Origin of the sequence: uncultured Bradyrhizobium sp., from assembly GCF_947648125.1 — a bacterium.
Lineage (GTDB): Bacteria > Pseudomonadota > Alphaproteobacteria > Rhizobiales > Xanthobacteraceae > Bradyrhizobium.
On the sequence record NZ_CANSMR010000030.1, the window covers coordinates 13977 to 34076 of the forward strand.

A 20100-nucleotide genomic window follows, 5' to 3' on the forward strand; every position below is an offset into this window, starting at 1 on the left:
GTTTGCTGGGCGCGCGGCCGTCACGCCTTCGTGTGCACGATGACCGGACCCGCAACCGCGGTGGCTTGCCCAATCAGCAACGGGCCGAGATTGTCATCGATCCAGGCCAGTGCGCGGCGGTTGGCTTCCTCGGCGCCGGCATAGTTGTTGAAGACGCTGATCGCGGTGACGGTGTCGTCGCCGGCATAGACCACGTAATAGGCCATGAAGCCTTCGACATCGCTGATGATCGGAATTGCGCCTTCCTTGATCCGGCGCGCGAGTTCTTCGGCGCTACCAGACTTCGCCTTGGCGTGACGGATGGCGGCATACATGCGTTCCTCCTTCCGGCTGCATCGATCGGGCTGCGCTTCGCGCATGCGCGATGGTACGCCTGAAGGGGCCGAGATGCCATCGGGATTGCGGACCGATCAGCTGAAACGCCGGGTCACGACGGTCGTGCGGCGGTCGGGGAGCTTCGGCAGCCGCGTCACATCCGCGCGCGTTGTCGTGGTTTTTGGGCCGGGGGCGGGCGCCTGCTCCTGTTGCTGCAGAAACAGGGTGGCCTCGAACAGCACGCCGGGGGCCTGCTTGGCCGTACCCGAGCACACCGCGCGATTGCCGCTGAAGGTGCCGGTCAGCTGTGCCTCGACCTCGTCGCATCCGAACACGGTGGTGAACGGGCCGTCGGCATATCTGTGCGTCGTCAAGACCGCCGTGAAGCGGTCCTCGTCGAGCTGATAGGATCCGCCATAGGTGAACGTGGCGTCGCCGCCTGAGATCCTGCCGTTTGCCAGATGGACTATTCCGGTGCCTTCGCCGCGCGGCGTACGAAACCACGCCGCATATCGACCGTCTCTTTGCATGACCGTCACGAACTGCAAACCCTGCGTTGTCGTCTAGCTACGTTGCAAGCGGAGGGACTGCTACTTAACCTTCACCCAACGGTTAACGAACCGAGAAGGCGATCGCGCGACTTGCGCGAAGCGGTATTGGACTGGTGTGCGACGATCGCGCGAGAGCCCCGTTCCGATGGAATCGGAACGGGGCTCTCGACTCTTGTTTTGACGTTTGCTTCACGCGAACCGGTGTTTACTTCGCTCGCAAACGCTCTAATGCATTCGACCGGTCACAAGACGCCACGGCCCTCGCCAGGGGAGCTAGCGAGGGCCGTGTTGGTACACCGCGCCGCGCCTAGGTTCGCGACGAGATGTGGGAGCTCAAGAAGAAAGCTAGAAGGGCAAGAGCACGTCGAGAACCTGCTGGCCGTAGCGCGGCTGTTGCACGTCGGTGATCTGGCCGCGGCCGCCATAGGCGATGCGGGCCTGGGCGATCTTCGAGGAGTCGATGGTGTTGTCGCTCTGGATGTCTTCCGGGCGCACGATACCGGCCACGATCAGCTCGCGGATTTCGTAGTTGACGCGGATCTCCTGCTTGCCCTCGACCACAAGGTTTCCGTTCGGGAGAATCTGGGTGACGACGGCCGCGACGCTGGTCTGCAACGCTTCCTGGCGGTTGACCGAGCCCTTGCCGTCGCTCGAGGCCGTGGATTCGGCGGTCAGGATCTTGCCGGGCAGGATCTTGTTCGCCTGCGTGATGGTCTGCGATCCAAGGAAGTTGGTCACCCCGGAATCTTCGGAATTGGTACGGCTGCGCTGGGTTTCGTTGGCGATCGCGGCCTTGTCGGTGAAGTTCACCGTGACCGTCAGGATGTCTCCGACGCGCGCGGCGCGCTGGTCCTTGAAGAAGGCGCGCGAGCCGCTGCGCCACAGCGAGTTGGGGCTGTAGGAGGCGACCTCGGGCTTCGGCATCGGCATCTGCACCGGCTTGTAGCCGGGCTGCGCCGTCGGGTTCTCGATCTCCGTCAGCTTCGGCTTTTCACCGATCTGGGAGAGACGGTCGATCGACGAGCAACCGCTGGCGATCGTTCCGAGTGCGAGCAGCGCACCGGTCAGGATGAGGCGGTTGATGCGGTACTGGGACATGAACTTTACTCGGCGTTTGGTGCGACTGAACTCAGCTTGACGGGAGCGGAATTTGAAGAGGCGGCGTCGGCGGCCGGCGCTGCGCGCGGGGACGCGACCGAGATCGAAACCTCGCCGCGGCCGGTGACGACGCCGGCGACGGCGCGCTTGGACTGCAGATTCATCACGTTCACGACATCGCCTTCGGCGCCGCCATCCATCGCCTTGCCGCGGATCGTGAGGTAGAGACCGGAGGTGCGGTAGACCAGCGTGACGTTCTGGTCGCGGGTGACGAGATCGGGTTTTGCCATGTCGGCTGTGCGCAGCGCCTGGCCGGAGCGGATCTGGCGGCGCATCTGCATGCCGACGGCGCTGTCGCGCACCGCCGCGTCGTTGCCGATTTCGGCTTTCGGACGGCGCTCGATCACCACGTCGGAGGCTTTCAGCACGTCGCCGCGTTCGACATTGCGCGTCAGCACGGCGGCATCGATGGTTTCGATCGCGGTGCCGGTGAGGCGCAGCTTGTACGGCGCCGTGCCGGCTTCGTTGCTGACCTCGAAGGTGACGTCGAACCGCGTCGAGCGCGGGTCGTAGCGCACGGCGACAGGCTGCATCGCGCCGGTGTTGGTTGCCTCGAGGCGGAGGTCGCCGGGATCGCGGTCGAAGGTGAGTGCGATATTGCCGGCCCTGCCGAGCCCGTGGCGGCCCTCCAGTGCGCGCGACAGCTGCTGCTCGATCTCCTTGCTGTCGATGGTGCGCGCAAGGCGCGTGACGGTGATCTCCTTCAGCTCGCGGGTATCGACGCCGATCACCTGGTGGGTCCGCAGCACGTTCAGCACCTGCGCGACCGGCAGCGTGCCCGTGGTGCCGAGGTCGGGCGCGCGGTAGATCGCAGTGCTGCCGGCGCTGCCGGCGTTGTCGATGAGGTCGCCGACCCGCACGATGTCGTCCGCGACCGTGACGCTGGCGCGCAGCGTCGGCACCGCGATGGTCTCGTCGCGGCTTTGCGCTGTGGCTGGTAGCGCGGTCACCGCGAGGAGCGCGGCTGCGATCAGGAATGAGCGGGCGATCATCGACATCATCCTCAGCGGAACAGGTTGGAGGTCGACTGCATCATCTGGTCGGCCGCAGAGACCACCTTCGAGTTCATCTCATAGGCGCGCTGCGCGGCGATCAGGTCGGAGATTTCCGAGACCACCTCGACGTTGGCCTGTTCGAGGTTGCTCTGTTGCATGTCGCCATAGCCGTCGGTGTTGGCTATGCCGTCCTGCGGCTGGCCGGAGGCCGGCGTTTCCTGGAACAGGTTGTCGCCGATCGGCATCAGCCCGGCCTTGTTGATGAAGCGGGTCAGGCCGATCTGGCCGATCGTGGTCGATGCGGTCTGGCCCGGCAGCGTCACCGAGACCTGGCCCTGCGCATTGATGGTGAGGCCGGAGGCGTTCTGCGGGATCGTGATCGTCGGCTGCAGCAGGTTGCCCTGCGCGTTGACGATGCGGCCCTGATTGTCCATCTGGAACGAGCCGTCGCGGGTGTAGGTGAAGGTGCCGTCCGGCATCAGGATCTTGAAGAAGCCTTCGCCGCGGATTGCGATGTCGAGATCGTTGCCGGTCGGCGACAGCGTGCCCTGGGTCATCATCCGCGGCGTGCCGACGGTCTTGACGCCGCCGCCGAGGTCGATGCCCATCGGCATGATGGTGTTCTGGTCGGAGGCCTGCGCACCGACCCGGCGCACATGGTCGTAGATCAGGTCCTGGAACGCGGCGCGCTGCTTCTTGTAGCCGGTGGTACGCAGGTTCGCGATGTTGTTGGAGATCACCTGAACGCTGAGTTCCTGTGCCGCCATTCCGGTCGCCGCGGTATAAAGTGCGCGCATCGTTCAATCCCCCGGATCAGTTCGGCACGTCGGCGAGCTTCTCGATCGCCGATTTGTGCAGGTCGCTCTGCTGCTGCAGCAGCGAGGCGATTTGGGTGTAGGTCCGCGTGATCTCGATCATGCGGCTCATCTCGACGACGGAATTGACGTTCGACTTTTCGATGAAGCCCTGGCGGATCTGCGCCTTGGTGTCCGGCAACGGCTGCGCGCCTTCACCCGGCACATAGAGGTTGGAGCCTTCCTTGAGCAGGCGTTGGGCCTGTGCGAACGAGACCAGGCGCAGCTTGCCGCGGATCGAGTCGAGCCGGGACGTGCCCTCGAGCACGCTGACGTTGCCGTCGGGAGCGATGTTGACGTCGTGATCGGTCTGCTGGAACGTGATCGGGCCGGCGGTGCCGAGCACCTGATAGCCCGAGGCGGTGACGAGCTGGCCGCGATTGTTGATCGCCAAATTGCCGTCGCGGGTGTAGCGCTCGCCGCCCGGCGTCTGCACCACCAGGAAGGCGTTGCCGTCGATCGCGACGTCGAGCGGGTTCTTGGTCTCTTCGGTCGGGCCCTGCGAGAAGTCGTGGAAGGTCGCGCGGTCCTGCACGAACGAGACGCGGCGGTCGGAGGACGCGAAATTGTCCTCATGCGCGTTCGAGGACAGATATTCCTGGAACAGCGACCGGTCGGCCTTGTAGCCGTTGGTGTTCATGTTCGCGATGTTGTTGGAAACGACATCCATCTGCCGTTCCAGCACCATCTGCTTCGATAGTCCGACCAGAAGCGTGTTCTGCATCGGTGGTTCTCCCCTGTGAGGTGATCCGATGCAGCGGTTCTCCCAAACCCTTGCGCCGGACCGTCGGTAACCGTTGGGTTCTCCCAAACCCGCCAGTCACGTCGTCCTCTCAGCGAAACCCGTGCCAACTTGAAATAATAAGATATTTAAATGGCTTAGGTGTCTGACCGGGGGCCGCACAGGGCGGCAGAAAGGTCTTGTTGACCATGTTTGCCCGGCAGTTTTTTCCTAGTGGAAGGTAAATCCTAATCTTCCGTTAACCATTATGACCCCAGTGTTGCCGGCATTGGGGCGCGTGTGCGCCGGCGGCCTTTGTATCGCGTCTTCAAGCCAAAGCTGGGGCAAATCGCGTTCGCATCCTTCGAGTTGAAGCGAGCGGACGATGGCGGACGAGGAAAAGACGGATAGCGGCGAGGGCGCGGCCGCTCCGAAAAAGGGCAAGCTCAAGCTGATCATTGCCGTCGTCGGCTTCCTCGTCGTGCTCGGCGCGGGTGCGGGCGGATGGTTCTTCTTCATGCGCGGTCACGGCGAGGAGCAGCACGCCGAAGCGCCGCCGCCGAAGCCGCCGAGCTTCGTCGACGTGCCCGACATGCTGGTCAATCTGGTCGGCGCGCCCGGCGAGCGGGTGCAGTATCTCAAGCTGAAGCTCGTGCTCGAGATCAAGGAAGAGAAACAGGTCGAGGCGATCAAGCCGGCGCTGCCGCGCGTCACCGATCTGTTCCAGACCTATATGCGCGAGCTGCGCCCGAGCGATCTCAACGGCTCGGCCGGCCTGTTCCGTCTCAAGGAAGAGCTGACCAAGCGCGTCAACCTCGCGCTGGCGCCCAACCAGGTGAACGCGGTGCTGTTCAAGGAAGTCGTGATCCAGTGACGGGGCGGATGTAAAGCCATGGCCGGCAACGACCAGATGGACCAGGACGCCATTGCGGCCCAATGGGAAGCCTCGCTCGATTCCGAGGATCCCGCGGCGGCCGCGGCGGAAGCTGCCAAGAACGAGCTCACCGAGAACATGGCGCTGCAATGGGCCGCCATGGTCGAGGACGGCAGCCGCGACTTCGGCGGCAAGAACACCAATGGCGAGCGCGTGCTGTCGCAGGAGGAAATCGACAATCTCCTCGGCTTCACGGTCGGCGACGTCAGCCTCGACGATCATTCCGGCATCCGCGCCATCATCGATTCCGCGATGGTGTCCTACGAGCGTCTGCCGATGCTCGAAATCGTGTTCGATCGCCTCGTGCGGTTGATGACGACATCGTTGCGCAATTTCACCTCCGACAACGTCGAAGTCTCGCTCGACCGCATCACCTCGGTGCGCTTCGGCGATTACATGAACTCGATACCGCTGCCGGCGGTGCTCTCGGTGTTCAAGGCGGAGGAGTGGGAGAATTTCGGCCTCGCCATGGTCGACTCCAACCTGATCTATTCGATGATCGACGTGCTGCTCGGCGGCCGTCGCGGCCAGACCCAGCTCAAGATCGAGGGCCGGCCCTACACCACGATCGAGACCAATCTCGTGAAGCGGCTGGTCGAGGTGGTGCTGTCGGATGCCGAGCAGGCGTTCCGGCCGCTGTCGCCGGTGACCTTCACGATCGACCGGCTCGAGACCAATCCGCGCTTCGCCGCGATCAGCCGCCCGGCCAATGCCGCGATCCTGGTGCGCCTGCGCATCGACATGGAAGACCGCGGCGGCAACGTCGAATTGCTGCTGCCCTACGCCACCATCGAACCGATCCGCAACGTGCTGTTGCAGATGTTCATGGGCGAAAAGTTCGGCCGCGATCCGATCTGGGAAGGCCATTTCGCCACCGAAGTGGCGCAGGCCGAGATTGCGGTCGATGCGGTGCTGTACGAGGCCGATATCCCGCTGAAGGAGCTGATGAAGCTGAAGGTCGGCGACACGCTGCCGCTGGACATCCGCTCCGACGCGCTGGTCTCGGTCCGTTGCGGCAACGTCACCCTGACAGAGGGCCGCATGGGCCGCGTCGGCGACCGCGTCGCGATCCGCGTCACCAAGAATTTGCGTAAACCCCAAACCACCTTCGCGATGTTCGAGAAGGCGGACGAGCGGACCAAAATGATGGAGGCACCATGAGTCATGTGCTTGGACTAGCAATCGAGAGTCTGGTGACCGTGCTGCTGATGCTGACGATCGGCTATTGCTGGCTGCTCAACAAGCGCCTGCAGCGGCTGAAGGCGGACGAGCATTCGCTGAAGGCGACGATCGCCGAATTGATCACCGCGACCGAGATTGCCGAGCGGGCGATCGGCGGGTTGAAGCACGCGGTGCGCGACGTCAACGAGAACCTCGGCAACCAGCTCGATGCGGCGACGCTGATGTCGGCGCAGCTGAAGAACCAGCTGGCGGAAGGCGATGGCGTGGTGCGCCGCCTGTCCAAGATCGCGCTGGCCGCGCGGCCGGCTGAACCTGCGCATGCGCCGGCAGCAGCTGCGCCCGCCGCGCCGGTGGCGCAGGCGCCCAGGGTTTCGGCCGCGCGCGCGGTAGCCGCAGCGGCTGAAGCCTTCACGGAGCGCAGGAGGGCCGGCGGTCTCGCTGCATGAAGTTGCTTCGTGACATCAGAGTGATGCCCGTGGTGCTGGTTGCGATCTTCGGCCTGATGGTGCTGAAGGTCGCGGGCCTCGTGCTCGATGGCGGTTACGTGTTTGCCGAGGACGCGCCGCCGGCCGGCCCGGCCGGTCCATCTTGGGCGCAGCAGAATTTCAACTTCCCCGGCGCGCCCAAGGCGGTTGCCGACAGCAAGATCAAGGCCGATCCCGGCGACATCACGGGATCGGTCGAGGGCAAGGACGCGAAGAAGGACGAGGCACCAAAACCGGCCGCACCGGCCGCGGAGGCGCCCAAGCCCGACGGCGTGGTGGTCAATCTGGATGCGCCGCCGCCGGTGTCGGCCTCCGAACGCGCGATCCTGGAGCGGTTGCAGTCGCGCCGCCAGGAGCTCGAGACGCGCGCCCGCGAGGTCGAGATCCGTGAGAGCCTGTTGAAGGCCGCCGAGAAGCGCATCGAGGCCAAGGTCGAGGAGGCCAAGGCCAATGACGCCAAGGCGAATGCCGATGCGGCGGCAAAGGCGGAAACCGACGCCGCCCGCTTCAAGGGCATCGTCACCATGTATGAGAACATGAAGCCGAAGGACGCCGCTAAAGTGTTCGATCGTCTGGAGATGACCGTGCTCTACCAGATCGCCTCGCAGATCCAGCCGCGCAAGATGTCGGACATCCTCGGCCTGATGCAGCCCGAGGCTGCTGAACGGCTCACGGTCGAACTCGCCCGCCGCGCCGGCGGCGACAAGTCGGCCTCGACCGACGAGCTTCCCAAGATCGAAGGCAAGATGCTCGCCCCGAAGACGAATTGACGGGGCGCGTCAGCCTCAGAGGCTAACCTTCGGCGGGTTTGCGCCCGCGAGCCATGCGACGTGCCTTCGCAACGTCGGCGATGGCCGTTGCGACGAAAGATCGATCGTTCAGCGCCGCTGCAAGATAAGCGGTTTGCCACTCAACTGCTTTCAGATGATCCTGGATGTCGAATCTCGTCGGATTGAGCGGCAGCTTGAACTGTCCAATTTCCGCGAGCTGTTCCAACGTGATGGCAAGTATTCTTTAACCATACCACAAACACGTTCGACTGTGGTCTGAAACACCCGCTGCCGGTAGCGCAGGGGCTGGTTCCTTCGTAGCCCCTTAAACAATCCATTGACGTTAACAGCTCCTTAACGCCGCCCGATCCAAGATCGGGACGCGTGGGCGAGAGCGCTTCGCGCTGGTATGGCTGAGATCCCGAGAAGACGTTTCGAGATGGCGCGAACGGCTGCCGCTGAAACATGGTCGCTAGGCCGCGCCTGGGCGCGGACTGCCCGTCTGTGCCTGCTTGCCACCGGCCTTGCTCTCGCGACCGTCAGCTATCCGACCGCGGTGCGGGCCCAAGACCCGCCGCCGGTGCCGGGCGAGGCGACATTCTCGGCCGCGAACGGCTATGCCCGGCTGGTGCTAAAGCTGAAGGAGGATGTCGAGTCGGAGGTCACGACCGCCGGCTCGATCATCGTGATCCGCTTCAAGCGTCCGGTCGATATCCCCGTCGAGAAACTGTCGGATGCGGTGCCCGATTATGTCGGCGCCGCGCGCCGCGATCCGGACGGTTCGGCGATCCGCCTGTCGCTGGCGCGGCGCGTCACCATCAACACCATGACCGCCGGCGAGCGCATCTTCGTCGACTTCCTACCCGACAGCTGGACCGGCCCGCCGCCGTCGCTGCCGCAGGAGGTGATCCGCGAGCTGGCGGAGCGCGCCCGTGCCGCCGAGCGTCTGCTGCGCATCCAGCGCGCGGCCGATGCCGCCAAGAAGAAGCCGCCGATCCGCGTTCGCGCACTGGTGCAGCCCACCTTCGTCCGTTTCGTGTTCGAGGTTCCCGACGGGGTCAGCGTCTCCTCTGTACTGAACGAGCAGAAGCTGACGCTGTCCTTCAACTCGGTCCTGAGCTTCGACCTGGCCGATGCCAAGGTTGCCGCTCCCCCGAACGTCGCGTCGATCAGCTCGCGCGCCGACACGGATACCTCGGCGGTCGACGTGACGCTGATTGGCGATGTCGACGTGCATTCGTTTCGCGACGAGAAGAACTACATCGTCGATGTCGCCTTCCAGCAGGCCGAGCAGCAGGCGGCGAAGCCCTCGCTGAGCTCGTTGTTGCCGACGCCACATGGCAAACCGAAGGGTGCGGCTGCGATCGCGCCGGCGACATCGGAGAGCATCGCGCAGCAGGCCAAGATCGAGATCAAGTCCGAGCAACCCAAGGCAGAGCAACCCAAGGCGGAGCCGGCCAAGTCCGAACAGGTAAAGTCCGAGCCGGTAAAGTCCGAGCCGGTCAAACCCGAACAGGCCACGACCGAACAACCGGCGCCCGCGCCCGGCAAATCGGAACAGCCGAGATCCGAGTTGCCCGGTTCGGAGCTGCCGAAGATCGCCGCGGCGCCGCCGGCCGAGGTCGAGAAAGCCGCTGCACCGGCCGCGTCGGGTGAGGGCAGCGCTGCGGCGGAACAGAGCGACGCGCCTAAGCCTGCGCCTGCTGCGGCCGCGCCGGTGATGGAGGCGCCGAAGCCAGCGGCGGCGGCATCGCCGCCTGCCGAGGCCCGCGCCGGCGCCAAGTCTGCTGCCAGGTCCGCGGTCGAAGCCCAGCGCGACAGCGACGGGTTGCGGGTGATGTTCTCATTCCCCGGCGCGACGCCGGCGGCACTGTTCCGTCGCGCCGACACGGTATGGATGGTGTTCGACACGCCTGAGGCGATCGACGTCGATCCGATCCGCGCCAAGGCCGGCTCGCTGATCTCAGACGTCAGCCGGATCGCGCTAGAGAAGGGGCAGGCGGTGCGTTTCCGCCTCAACCGGCCGCAGATGCCGTCACTCGAGAGCGACGACCGGTCACGCGGCGTGAGCTGGACGCTGACCTTCGCCGACCGGGTGCAGAAGCCGCCGCTGCCGCTCAGCGTGGTGCGCAACATCAGCGAGCCCTCGCTCGCCAATGTCAGCGTGCCGCTCGCCAATCCCGGCCAGCTCCACAGACTGATCGATCCCGATGCGGGCGATACGCTCTGGGTCGTGACCGCGCCGCCGCCGACCCGCGGCATCATCAAGCGGCAGGACTTTGTCGAGCTCTCGCTGCTGGAATCGATTCACGGCGTCGTGGTCCATCCGAATGCCGACGACGTCAAGGCGGAGGTCGGCGCCGACAAGGTGACGCTGGGCCGGCCCGGCGGCCTGACGCTGTCATCTGCCGACGTCGCCGCCGAGCGCGCGACCGCGGCGGTGAAGCCGCTGTTCGATCCGGACGAGTGGCGCAAGAACCAGTCGGAGAATTTCCTCAAGCAGCTCGACGGGCTGATTGCGGCGGCCTCGACGGCCAATGCCGAGCAGCTGCCGCAGGCGCGGCTCGATCTCGCCGATTTCTACATGGCGCGCGGCATGTACCAGGAAGCCCATGGCGTCGCCAATTTGATGCTGTCCGAGAGCAAGCGCGGCAGCGAGGCGGCCTCCGTGGTGATGGTGCACGCGGTTGCCAGCATCCTGATCGGGCACCCGGCGCAGGGCCTCAAGGACCTCGCCAATCCCGTGATCGGCAATGGTTACGATTCCCAATTGTGGAAGGGGCTTGCCTTCGCGCGCGAGGGCAAATGGCCCGAGGCGCGCGAAAAGTTCAAGAACGCCGAATTCGCGGTCGCGACGCTGCCGCCCGATCTGCAGCGCATCGTCACCATGGATTCAATGAAGGCCTCGCTCGAGGTCAAGGACTATGCCGGCGCTGCGCGGCGCAAGAGCGATCTCGACGTGGTCGGCATTCCCGACGAACTCAAGCCCGCGGTTGCGGTGCTGCGGGGCCGGCTCGCCGAAGCGCTCGGCCAGGAGAAGGATGCGCTCGACGCCTACCGCTTCGCCGCCAATTCGGCCGACCGGCAGGCCGCCGCCGAAGGCAGACTGCTGGAGACGCTGCTGCGGCAGAAGCGCGGCGAGATCGGGCGCGACGATGTGCTGAAGGAGCTCGAGCTGTTGTCGATGCTGTGGCGCGGCGACAATATCGAGCTGAAGACGCTGTACGTGCTGTCGAAGATCTATGCCGAGACCGCGCGCTATGCCGATGCCTTCGCGGTGACCCGTGCGGCGACCCGGCTGCAGCCGAACGCGCCGGAATCGCGCCAGGCGCAGGATGCCGCCTCGGCGTTGTTCGTGCAGCTCTATCTCGGCCCGAAGGGCGACGAGATGGCGCCGATTGATGCGCTCGGCACCTTCTACGACTATCGCGAGCTGACGCCGATCGGCCGCCGCGGCGACGAGATGATCCGTCGTCTCGCCGACCGTCTCGTCGGCGTCGATCTGCTCGACCAGGCTGCCGACCTGCTGCAGTACCAGGTCGACAAGCGGCTCGAAGGCGCGGCGCGCGCCCAGGTCGCCGCGCGGCTTGCGATGGTCTATCTGATGAACCGCAAGCCTGACCGCGCCATCGGCGCTCTGCGCTCGACCCGGATCGCGGACCTCTCCGGCGAACTGCGCCAGCAGCGGCTGCTGCTCGAGGCTCGCGCGCAGAGCGACGTCGGCCGGCACGACCTCGCGCTCGACATCATCTCGAACATCACCGGGCGCGAGGCGATCCGGCTGCGTTCGGACATCTATTGGGCGTCGCGGCACTGGCGCGAGGCGTCCGAGCAGATCGAGCTCTACTACGGCGACCGCTGGCGCGACTTCACCCCGCTCAACCCGAGCGAGAAGGCCGACGTCATCCGCGCCGTGGTCGGCTACGCGCTCGCCGAGGATGCCATCGGGCTGTCCCGGTTCCGCGAGAAATACGCGCCGCTGATGTCCGGCGATGCCGACAAGCTTGCGTTCGACGCGGCCAGCAAGCCGGTCGCGACCTCGAGCGCCGAGTTTGCCCAGATCGCGCGGATGGCCGCGAGCGTCGACACGCTCGACGGCTTCATTCGCGAGATGAAGACCCGCTTCCCCGACGCCACCGCCCGCGCGCCGCTGCCCGATCCGGTCACGACCGGATCGCTGCCCGACGCCCCAAAGGCCGGGCCGGTCAGCACGCTGCCGGTCATCAAGGGCGAGCGCCGCGCCAGCGCGACGCCGTAGAGCATTTCGGTTCTGATTGAATCAGAACCGAAGCTCTAGATTCTTGTCTTGACGCGTTTTCTTCACGCGAACCGGTGTCCACTTCGCTTGAAAACGCTCTAGCGGCGCCAGCCCTCACGGGCCGGGAGACACCCACGCGGTCGAAATGATCCCTTTGGCGTCGAGTGCGATGCGCCAATGCGACGCGCCGTTCTCATGCCTCATGCTGTAGACGTCCTCGCCCTGGGCGCCGACGCCGAGGAAGCGGGTGGATTCGATCGCGCCGAGGTCGGCGAGGAAAGGCTGCAGGTGCGGCAATTGCTCGCGGGTCGCGGCGGCGAGCGCAGGGGCCATGTCTGCATAGTTGGGTTGTCCCGATGCGACTCCCTCGAACAGGCGGCGGAGTGCGGCTTCGGTTCCGGGAGCCGGTGACTGGCTCTTCACGCGCTCCGCGGTGCGATCCGCAATCTGCTTCGCGGTCGCGGCGTCGATGCGCGGCATCGGCTTGTCGCCGTTTTGATGCAGGATCAGTGATGTCGCTTGACCGTCAGTGGCGATCACAAAGCTGATCTGCGCGTTGACCTCCCTGGCGAAAAACTCGGTCTGGCTCTCCGCAAAAAACGGTACGGCACGCTGCCCGGTGAGCTGGATCGTCAGGTGATGATCATCGCGCGTCACGCTGAGGACGGCCTGATCGCTGAGCTGGTAGTATCCCGCATAATTATCGAGCACCGCTGTCGCGACTGCGATCTCATGCCGCACGGCGTCCGGCGGCGATTGCGGGGCGAGAGGTGGCACGTCGTCAGGTCCACCGGCGGCCTGTATCCGCGCCGCCAGCGTGTTCCAGTCGCGCTGACCGAACAATCTGGCGATCAGCTCCAGGCTGTCGCTGTGGGTGATAGGGATCGATTTGGCGGCGAGGGCTTCGCGCAGCGTCTGCGCCATGGCCTTGGCATCACGAAAGTCGCGCATGGGATCAACCTTTGCATCGACGAACGGAAAGCGTCAGGGGCTTGCGTTGCTGACCCGTTCGTGCGGGCAAAGGAAGCCTGAAACCTGGCTTGATACGTTTACCATCCCCGGGCGGGGTGCAAGCGGCGGGTGGTATCGACCCGGCCCAATGTTCGCCGGGGACCTGCAATTTGTCAATTGCAACAGCCCGTGATCGCGTGCGTCCTCTCGACATTTCGCTGCCAAATCGGCAACCATGGCTGATGTCGCCAGCCGGGAGGACGTCGTCACATGAGCAAGCCGATCAAGACCGAAGCCGAACTCATCGCGATGGCGCGGGCCGAGTTGAAAGTCCATGCCGACTGCCCCGATGGCATCGACATCTCCGTGCTGCGCGACGGCGACAGCTGGGAATTCCGCGCCAGCGCCAACGAGGCCACGGTGGCGCGGCCCGGCTACCCCGAATGCGTCGCGATGCTGGTGCAGATCGGCGATCACCTCAGCAAGCAGTATGACGTGAGGGCCGACTAGCGCATGAATGCCCGTGGCCGCTTGCCCCAGGGGCGGCACGCAGGCGGACAGACATGCCAATGTTAACGCGATGGGCCACAGGCGACATTCCCGACCTCGATTGTTCAACTGAATTCGTGCTATCGCTTAGAGCTCTATTGAACCTAAGCATTCCCGACCCATGCTTGCAGTCTTACGCAGCCGGAAAGCAATGCTCCTCCTCGCTTTGGCGGGTTCGCTGGCGATCTCGGTCGGACAAGCCTTTGGCGATGACGAACAGGTCTGGGCGGCATTGAAGCGAGGCGGCATGGTTGTCCTGCTGCGCCATACCCACGTCGATATGCGAGAAGGAATAGGGCACCTCGCGCCCGGAAACTGCGCCGAGGAAGTAAACCTTTCTTCGCGCGGCGTTGAGCAGGCCAAGCGGATTGGCGAGGCGTTCCGTGCGCACGGCATTGCCGTCGGAGAGGTCCGGACCAGCCCGTATTGCCGTTGCATCGACACCGGCAAGCTTGCGTTCGGTCGCGCCATGCCTGTCCAATATCTGATGCCGCCAGGCGTCTTATCCGAGAGTCAGGCAACGTCGAATGAGGAGCGGGTCTTGCAAGACATCCATGCGTACCGGTCTTCCGCGAACTTGGTGATGATCACCCACGATCTCAACATCTCAAACATCGTTCTTGAACCATCGATCGCCATGGGGGATTTCTTTGTTCTTCAGCCCAATGGGACGAGTTTCGATGTCATCGGCAGCATTCAAATGGGCGGCAAGTAAGAGGTCGATCTCAGAGTTGATCAGGTTGCCTCCAGCGAAAGACTCGTAATGGACCGCATCGACGCCATGAAGGTCTTCGTCGCGGCGGTCGACGAGGGCAGCCTTGCCGGCGCGGGACGGAAACTGCGGCGCTCGCCGGCGGCGGTCAGCCGGGCGATCGCGTTCCTCGAGCATCATGTCGGCGCCGAGCTGCTTCACCGCACCACGCGGTCGCTGAAGCTGAGCGAGGCCGGCCAGCGCTATGCAGCGGCGTGCCGGCGCATCCTCAGCGAGCTCGAGGAGGCCGACATCTCGGCCGGCGGCGAGCGGTCGGCGCCGCGCGGCACGCTGACCATCACCGCACCCGTCGTCGTCGGCGAGGACGTGCTGCGGCCGCTGCTCGATGCCTTCCTGACGGAACATCCGGCGGTGTCAGTGCGGCTCGCGATGCTCGATCGCACCGTCAATCTGATCGACGAGGGCATCGACGTTGCGCTGCGCATCGCCAATCTCGCCGATTCCAACTTCATCGCGATCAAGCTCGGTGAGGTGCGCCGTGTGGTCGCGGCGTCGCCGGGCTATCTCGCGCAGCATCCCGTGATCGGCGAGCCGGCTGATCTCGCAAAGCACCAGATCATCGCGATGACGCATTTCGGGCTCGACTCCTGGAGCTTCCCGCCGGCCGCGAAATCGAAGGTCGCGCGTGCGGTCCAGTTTGCGCCGCGGCTGGTCGTCAACACGGTGCGGGCGGCGGTCGCCTCGGCCAGCGAAGGGCACGGAGTGACCCGGCTGTTCTCGTATCATATCGCCGAGGAAATCCGTGATGGACGGCTGCAGATCCTGCTCGCGAGCGATGAGCCTCCGCCGTTGCCGGTGCATCTGCTGGCGCCGCAGGGGCGCATCGACGTGCCCAAGGTGCGTGCCTTCGTCGATTTCGCGACGCCGCGGCTGAAACGCTATTTCGAGCGGCTGTCGCGCGAGGCCAGCCGGGCCAGTCGTTCGCGCCGCGGAAGAGTGTCTGCCGAATAGCGGGCATTCGCACGAAATGCGGATGTATCTAGCTTGTTCTCCATCGAGGCGGCGCTGTCGCAGCCTCAGCAACAGATGGAGAGAAATCATGGGTGCAGAGCAGAAGGTTGCCATCATCACCGGTGCGTCGCAGGGGATCGGCGAGGCGCTCGTCAAGGGCTATCGCGATCGCAACTATCGCGTCGTCGCCAATTCCCGCAGCATCAAGCCGTCGACCGATGCCGATGTGCTGGCGGTCCCGGGCGATATCGGCGATCCCGAGGTCGCCGATCGCATCGTCAAGCAGGCGCTCGCCCGCTTCGGCCGGGTCGACACGCTGGTCAACAATGCCGGCATCTTCGTCGCCAAGCCGTTCACCGATCATACCGATCAGGACTACGCGGCGGTGCTCGCGACCAACCTCAACGGCTTCTTCTACATCACCCGCCGCGTGGCGAAGGAGATGGTGAAGCAAGGATCGGGGCATATCGTTCAGATCACGACGAGCCTGGTCGACCACGCCAACAGCAACGTCCCCTCGGTGCTGGCGTCCCTGACCAAGGGCGGCCTGAATGCGGCGACCAAGTCGCTTGCGATCGAGTACGCGGCCAAGGGCATCCGCGTGAACGCAGTCGCGCCCGGCGTGATCAAGACGCCGATGCACACACCCGAGACCCACGACTTCCTCGCCAAGCTGCATCCGGTCGGTCGCATGGGCGAGATGAAGGACATCGTCGACGCCGTGCTGTTCCTGGAGGGCGCGGGCTTCGTCACCGGCGAGATCCTGCACGTCGACGGTGGCCAGAGCGCCGGTCACTGACGAGCACGATCGGGAGCCTGTGATGCCTGTTGTCACCATTCAGGTCACGCGTGAGGGGACGACGCCGGGTGCGTCGTCCACCACGCCGGAGCAGAAGGCCGCGCTGATCAAGGGCGCCAGCGAGCTGCTGCGCGACGTGCTCGGCAAGCCCATGGAATCGACCTTCGTCATCGTCGAGGAAGTCGACACCGACAATTGGGGCTGGGGCGGGCTGCCCGCGCTGGACTATCGCAAGAAGCTCGCGGCGGAACGAAGCCGCTGAGTCCCGGGAGAGAGTTCACCCCTCACCCGGATCGCATCTGGCGATGCGACATAGCCGAAGCTTTGCTTCGGCGTCGCTACGCACGGCCGCCGCAGGCGGCCTATGCCTCTCCCACAGGGGGAGGGGTGAAGAGACGGCGCGATCGCTGCGAGCGATTGCTGCGATCGCAACTAATCATTTTTAATGAACGGACAGAGGGCCTACTGCGATGTCCATGTCAGCCAATATCGAACATCACGGGCGTCCCCACGCTGAGCCGCATCGCGATGCAGGCGGGCCGTTGTGGCTGTCCGCAGCCGCGGGACTGTGCGCCTCGCTGGTCGGGCTCGGGCTGGCGCGCTTTGCCTACACGCCGCTGATCCCGGCGCTGATCGCGGCCAAATGGTTCACGCCGGCGGAAGCGGTCTATCTCGGTGCCGCCAACCTTGCCGGCTATCTCGCCGGCGCGCTGATCGCCCGCGATCTCGGCGCACGCGTCGGCTCGGTGTGGGCGCTGCGCGGCATGATGGTGCTGGCCGCCATCACCTGCTTTGCCTGCGCGGTGCCGATCTCCTTCATCTGGTTCTTCGGCTTCCGCTTTCTCGCCGGCATCAGTGGCGGCGTGATTATGGTGCTGGCGGCGACCGCGATCCTGCCGCACACCGCGCCAAGCAAGCGCGGCCTGATCGGCGGCGTGATCTTCGCCGGTGTCGGACTGGGTGTCGCTGCGTCGGGCACGCTGGTGCCGTTGTTGCTGCAGCAGGGCGTCAAGCAGGCCTGGTACGGCCTTGGCGTGCTGTCGGCGGTGCTGACATTGATCAGCTGGAAGGCGTGGCCGGCGGACGTGCCTCCCGCGCATGGTGCTGCCGAGCCGCAGGTCGCGTCGCACAGTGTGCGCTCGCCGCTGGTGATCGCGCTGTGCGTGGAATACGGCCTCAATGCGCTGGCGCTGGTGCCGCACATGGTGTTCCTGGTTGATTTCGTCGCCCGCGGCCTCGGGCAGGGGATCGCGGCGGGATCGTATTACTGGGTGCTGTACGGCATCGGCGCCGTGGTTGGCCCGCTGCTATCTGGACATCTCGCCGATCGCGCCGGCTTCGCTGCGGCGCTACGCGCGGCGTTCCTGATCGAGGCGGTTGCGGTCGCGCTGCCCGCCGTGACGAATTCACCTGCCGCGCTGATCGTGTCGAGCCTCATCGTCGGCGGCTTCACGCCCGGCATCGTGCCGCTGGTGATCGGTCGCATCCACGAGCTGATCCCGCATTCCGCCGCGAGCCAGCGCTCGGCCTGGGCGCAGGCGACCACGACCTTCGCACTGTTCCAGGCGGCGGGCGCCTACGGGCTGTCCTGGTTGTTCGCGCAGAGCGGCGGCGACTATGCGCTGCTGTTCGTGATCGGTGCGGCCGGCGTGGCTGTCGCGCTGGCGATCGAACTGGTCAGCGTCGTCGCGCTGGGGCGCAAGCGGAGTTAGCCGCGCAGCGCTTTCGTCAGGACGGCGACGAGGCGATCCACATCGGCCTCGTCGTTGAAGACATGCGGCGAGATCCGCATCCGGCCGAGCCGCAGCGCGACATGGATGTTCTCGGCGGCAAGCCGCGCGATCAGCTCCTTCGGAATGCCGCCCGCCATGCCGAGGCTCAGGATGTGCGGTGCGCGCAGGCTGCGCGCCAGCTGACTGAGCCCGAGATCGCGCACGCCGTCGGCGATCCGCTCGGTGAGCATCGCGAGCCGCGCGCTGACGGCAGCGGCGCCCCATTCCGCCATCATCTCCATTCCGATCGAGGCCATCTCCAGCGTGATGAAATGATCGCGCTCGCCCATGTCAAAGCGCCGGGCATTGTCGACATAGGCGAGGTCACCGAAATAGACCGGCTTCTCGGAATTGACGTCGCGGCGGCCGGCGGAGGTCTGCTCCAGCGGCACCCCGTTCTGGTGACGCTTTGCGACGTAGAGGAAGGCGCGGCCGTAGGGACCGATCAGCCATTTGTAGGTCGGAAAGATCACGGCATCAGGATCGAGTTTTGTCACATCCATCGCCACGACACCGGCGCTCTGGGTCGCGTCGATCACGAACATCGCGCCATGCTGCCGCAGTGCGGCTTGCACCTTGTCGACGTCGATCATGCCGCCGTCCGACCAATGCACCGACGAGATCGAGGCGAGGCCGACCGGCGGCGCACTCGGCCGCTCGATTGTTGCAAGCACCGCCGACGTCCAGTCGCCGTCGGCGGGCTGGCGCACGGTGTCCACGACAAAACCCTGCGCCTCGGCGCGGGCGTGCCATTCCAACACCGGCGAGGAGTGATCGTTCTCCAGCACGATGACGCGCGTGCCGCGCGGAATGGTCAGGGCCTTCGCTACCGTAGCTATGCCGTAGCTGATCGCCGGGATCAGTGCGACGTCATCCGGCGCGGCGTTGATCAGGCGTGCCGCCGCGGTGCGGGCGCGTTCATGCTGGCGGCCGGCGAAACCAGCGTCGATCGTCCAGGGCTGGCCCTTGCGTCCGACCGCGGCGCGTCCGGCGTCGAGCGTCTTCAAGGGTAGCGGGCTGTAGGACGCCGAGTTCAGATAGCAGACTTCGCGTGGGATCTCGAACAGATGGCGCTGGGAGGGAAGCATGTCGTCTCTTGGCTGGGATTGCTGATGATGTCGCGATGCGGACGAGCGCACGCTCATCCGTCATACTGGTCCGGCCCCATCGCCCACGGCGCCTGATCGTAGCCGTTGGCGAAGGTGCGGTTGGTCTGTGCCGGGTTGCGGTTGACCAGCGGCCGCAGATACATCGGATGGGTGGCGCTGCGCACCTCGTGCTCGACGGTGAACAAGTGCCGGCCATTGGCGGGATCGACGATGTCGCAAAAGCGGTACTGGTATTGATTGTCCTCGCGGGAGACCAGGTTGCGCTCGCGCAGCCGCTTGTAGGGGCCCGAGAAGTCCGTGATGTAGATCTGGACGTGATGGCCGTCGAACTCGCCGTGCGCCTGGTCGGTCTCGCGGAATTGCAGATACTGGTCCTTGCCGACTTTTGCGCGCGCGACGATACCGTCGCCGTTCACGACACTGGCGGGGATGCCCATGATTTCGGGATAGAACCGGCTGATCGCTTCAGCGGTGCCGCGCGGCACCTCGAACTCGACATAGGGCATGCCGAGCGCGATGCGGCCGAACCGCCCGGCGTCCGGTTCAAAGCAGCGCAGCCGGTTGCCCCACGGGCAAATGGCCTCGACGTGATCGTTGTGCTCGCGATAGCTGAACGCCGTGCCCTCGAGCTTGGGCGCGACCGCGGCAAGCCGCTGCAGCAGAGCCTGCCGTCCGGCGATCACGATCGCCGTGTGGCCACGCAGCACCTGCGGCCTGCCGCTCGGCAGATGAAACTGGCTGCGGCCGGCGTTCACCCACATGTTGCTGTCGGAGACCATCAGGTAGGGATCGCGTGTCAAGCCGATGCCGGCGACGTAGAACAGCGTGGCGAGGCGCTGGTCGGGCACCTGCACGTTGACATGCTCGAGATGGATGGCGTTGCCGAGATCTTCTGCGGTGCGGTCGAATGGCTGCTGCACGGCGCGGCTCCCTGGATGCGGTGCCGCGCATGATAGTGCAACGGCACGGCCGAT

Annotated in this window: 21 protein-coding genes; 11 read left to right on the forward strand and 10 right to left on the reverse strand. The window is 65.3% G+C overall.

Annotation, left to right across the window (positions count from 1 at the left end):
* Positions 1-20: 20 nt before the first annotated feature.
* The 6 genes from Q0030_RS33510 to flgF all read right to left on the reverse strand — a co-directional run bounded on the left by Q0030_RS33510 (position 21) and on the right by flgF (position 4597).
* Entirely contained in the window at positions 21-314 is a 294-nt protein-coding gene (locus tag Q0030_RS33510) for an antibiotic biosynthesis monooxygenase (RefSeq protein ID WP_163154635.1), read from the reverse strand.
* A 96-nt stretch (positions 315-410) separates the two neighbouring features.
* Positions 411-845 (reverse strand): hypothetical protein, encoded by a 435-nt coding sequence (locus Q0030_RS33515; protein ID WP_298377168.1) that lies wholly within the window; start codon positions 843-845, stop codon positions 411-413.
* 366 nt (positions 846-1211) lie between these two features.
* Positions 1212-1964 carry a flagellar basal body L-ring protein FlgH gene (flgH, locus tag Q0030_RS33520; RefSeq protein ID WP_298377172.1) on the reverse strand — a complete coding sequence of 251 codons (753 nt, stop codon included), beginning with the start codon at positions 1962-1964 and terminating at the stop codon, positions 1212-1214.
* Between the two features lie 5 nt (positions 1965-1969).
* A complete protein-coding gene (gene flgA / locus Q0030_RS33525; RefSeq protein WP_298377174.1) occupies positions 1970-3025 on the reverse strand; it encodes a flagellar basal body P-ring formation chaperone FlgA in 1056 nt (351 codons plus the stop codon).
* A 2-nt stretch (positions 3026-3027) separates the two neighbouring features.
* Positions 3028-3816: a flagellar basal-body rod protein FlgG gene (gene flgG, locus Q0030_RS33530; RefSeq protein ID WP_298377176.1), complete on the reverse strand. Its 789-nt coding sequence runs from the start codon at positions 3814-3816 to the stop codon at positions 3028-3030.
* A 16-nt stretch (positions 3817-3832) separates the two neighbouring features.
* Positions 3833-4597, reverse strand: a complete 765-nt coding sequence (gene flgF / locus Q0030_RS33535) for a flagellar basal-body rod protein FlgF (RefSeq protein WP_298377179.1) — start codon at positions 4595-4597, stop codon at positions 3833-3835.
* Between the two features lie 382 nt (positions 4598-4979).
* Here flgF and fliL point away from each other — a divergent pair, with 382 nt between their 5' ends.
* Genes fliL through Q0030_RS33555 form a run of 4 tightly spaced genes read left to right on the forward strand, consistent with a single transcriptional unit; the run spans position 4980 to position 7965 of the window.
* The gene (gene fliL, locus Q0030_RS33540; protein ID WP_050403480.1) at positions 4980-5468 is read left to right on the forward strand and encodes a flagellar basal body-associated protein FliL; all 489 of its coding nucleotides are present in this window, start codon (positions 4980-4982) and stop codon (positions 5466-5468) included.
* A gap of 18 nt (positions 5469-5486) precedes the next feature.
* A complete protein-coding gene (gene fliM / locus Q0030_RS33545; RefSeq protein ID WP_092115408.1) occupies positions 5487-6689 on the forward strand; it encodes a flagellar motor switch protein FliM in 1203 nt (400 codons plus the stop codon).
* Positions 6686-7156, forward strand: coding sequence for a DUF6468 domain-containing protein (locus Q0030_RS33550; protein WP_298377187.1), 471 nt, complete (start codon positions 6686-6688; stop codon positions 7154-7156). The genes fliM and Q0030_RS33550 overlap by 4 nt, the downstream gene beginning before the upstream one ends.
* Positions 7153-7965, forward strand: a complete 813-nt coding sequence (locus tag Q0030_RS33555; protein ID WP_298377190.1) for a flagellar protein FlbB — start codon at positions 7153-7155, stop codon at positions 7963-7965. Before Q0030_RS33550 ends, Q0030_RS33555 begins: the two co-directional genes overlap by 4 nt.
* A 22-nt stretch (positions 7966-7987) precedes the next feature.
* On the opposite strand, the gene Q0030_RS33560 is transcribed toward Q0030_RS33555, so the two are convergent.
* Positions 7988-8191, reverse strand: a complete 204-nt coding sequence (locus Q0030_RS33560; protein ID WP_298377193.1) for a hypothetical protein — start codon at positions 8189-8191, stop codon at positions 7988-7990.
* A 213-nt stretch (positions 8192-8404) separates the two neighbouring features.
* Between Q0030_RS33560 and Q0030_RS33565 the strand changes: the two genes are divergently transcribed.
* A complete protein-coding gene (locus Q0030_RS33565; protein WP_298377195.1) occupies positions 8405-12223 on the forward strand; it encodes a tetratricopeptide repeat protein in 3819 nt (1272 codons plus the stop codon).
* Positions 12224-12337: 114 nt separating this feature from the next.
* Here Q0030_RS33565 and Q0030_RS33570 read toward each other — a convergent pair whose 3' ends face one another.
* Positions 12338-13174, reverse strand: coding sequence for a glyoxalase superfamily protein (locus tag Q0030_RS33570; protein WP_298377198.1), 837 nt, complete (start codon positions 13172-13174; stop codon positions 12338-12340).
* Between the two features lie 270 nt (positions 13175-13444).
* Here Q0030_RS33570 and Q0030_RS33575 point away from each other — a divergent pair, with 270 nt between their 5' ends.
* The 6 genes from Q0030_RS33575 to Q0030_RS33600 all read left to right on the forward strand — a co-directional run bounded on the left by Q0030_RS33575 (position 13445) and on the right by Q0030_RS33600 (position 17957).
* Positions 13445-13684 carry a hypothetical protein gene (locus Q0030_RS33575; protein WP_298377201.1) on the forward strand — a complete coding sequence of 80 codons (240 nt, stop codon included), beginning with the start codon at positions 13445-13447 and terminating at the stop codon, positions 13682-13684.
* Between the two features lie 190 nt (positions 13685-13874).
* Positions 13875-14438, forward strand: coding sequence for a histidine phosphatase family protein (locus Q0030_RS33580; protein ID WP_298377204.1), 564 nt, complete (start codon positions 13875-13877; stop codon positions 14436-14438).
* Between the two features lie 48 nt (positions 14439-14486).
* Positions 14487-15446 carry a LysR family transcriptional regulator gene (locus Q0030_RS33585; protein ID WP_298377207.1) on the forward strand — a complete coding sequence of 320 codons (960 nt, stop codon included), beginning with the start codon at positions 14487-14489 and terminating at the stop codon, positions 15444-15446.
* A gap of 88 nt (positions 15447-15534) precedes the next feature.
* Complete coding sequence (locus Q0030_RS33590; protein WP_298377210.1) at positions 15535-16245, forward strand: SDR family oxidoreductase; 711 nt, start codon at positions 15535-15537, stop codon at positions 16243-16245.
* 22 nt (positions 16246-16267) lie between these two features.
* Positions 16268-16507, forward strand: coding sequence for a 4-oxalocrotonate tautomerase family protein (locus tag Q0030_RS33595; protein WP_298377212.1), 240 nt, complete (start codon positions 16268-16270; stop codon positions 16505-16507).
* A 214-nt stretch (positions 16508-16721) separates the two neighbouring features.
* Positions 16722-17957: a YbfB/YjiJ family MFS transporter gene (locus Q0030_RS33600; RefSeq protein WP_298377214.1), complete on the forward strand. Its 1236-nt coding sequence runs from the start codon at positions 16722-16724 to the stop codon at positions 17955-17957.
* Here Q0030_RS33600 and Q0030_RS33605 read toward each other — a convergent pair.
* On the reverse strand, positions 17954-19105 hold the full coding sequence (locus Q0030_RS33605) for an aminotransferase class V-fold PLP-dependent enzyme (RefSeq protein ID WP_298377215.1): 1152 nt from the start codon (positions 19103-19105) through the stop codon (positions 17954-17956). The two genes, Q0030_RS33600 and Q0030_RS33605, sit on opposite strands and share 4 nt — an antisense overlap.
* Positions 19106-19158: 53 nt before the next feature.
* On the reverse strand, positions 19159-20046 hold the full coding sequence (locus tag Q0030_RS33610; protein WP_298377217.1) for a hypothetical protein: 888 nt from the start codon (positions 20044-20046) through the stop codon (positions 19159-19161).
* Between the last annotated feature and the right edge of the window lie 54 nt (positions 20047-20100).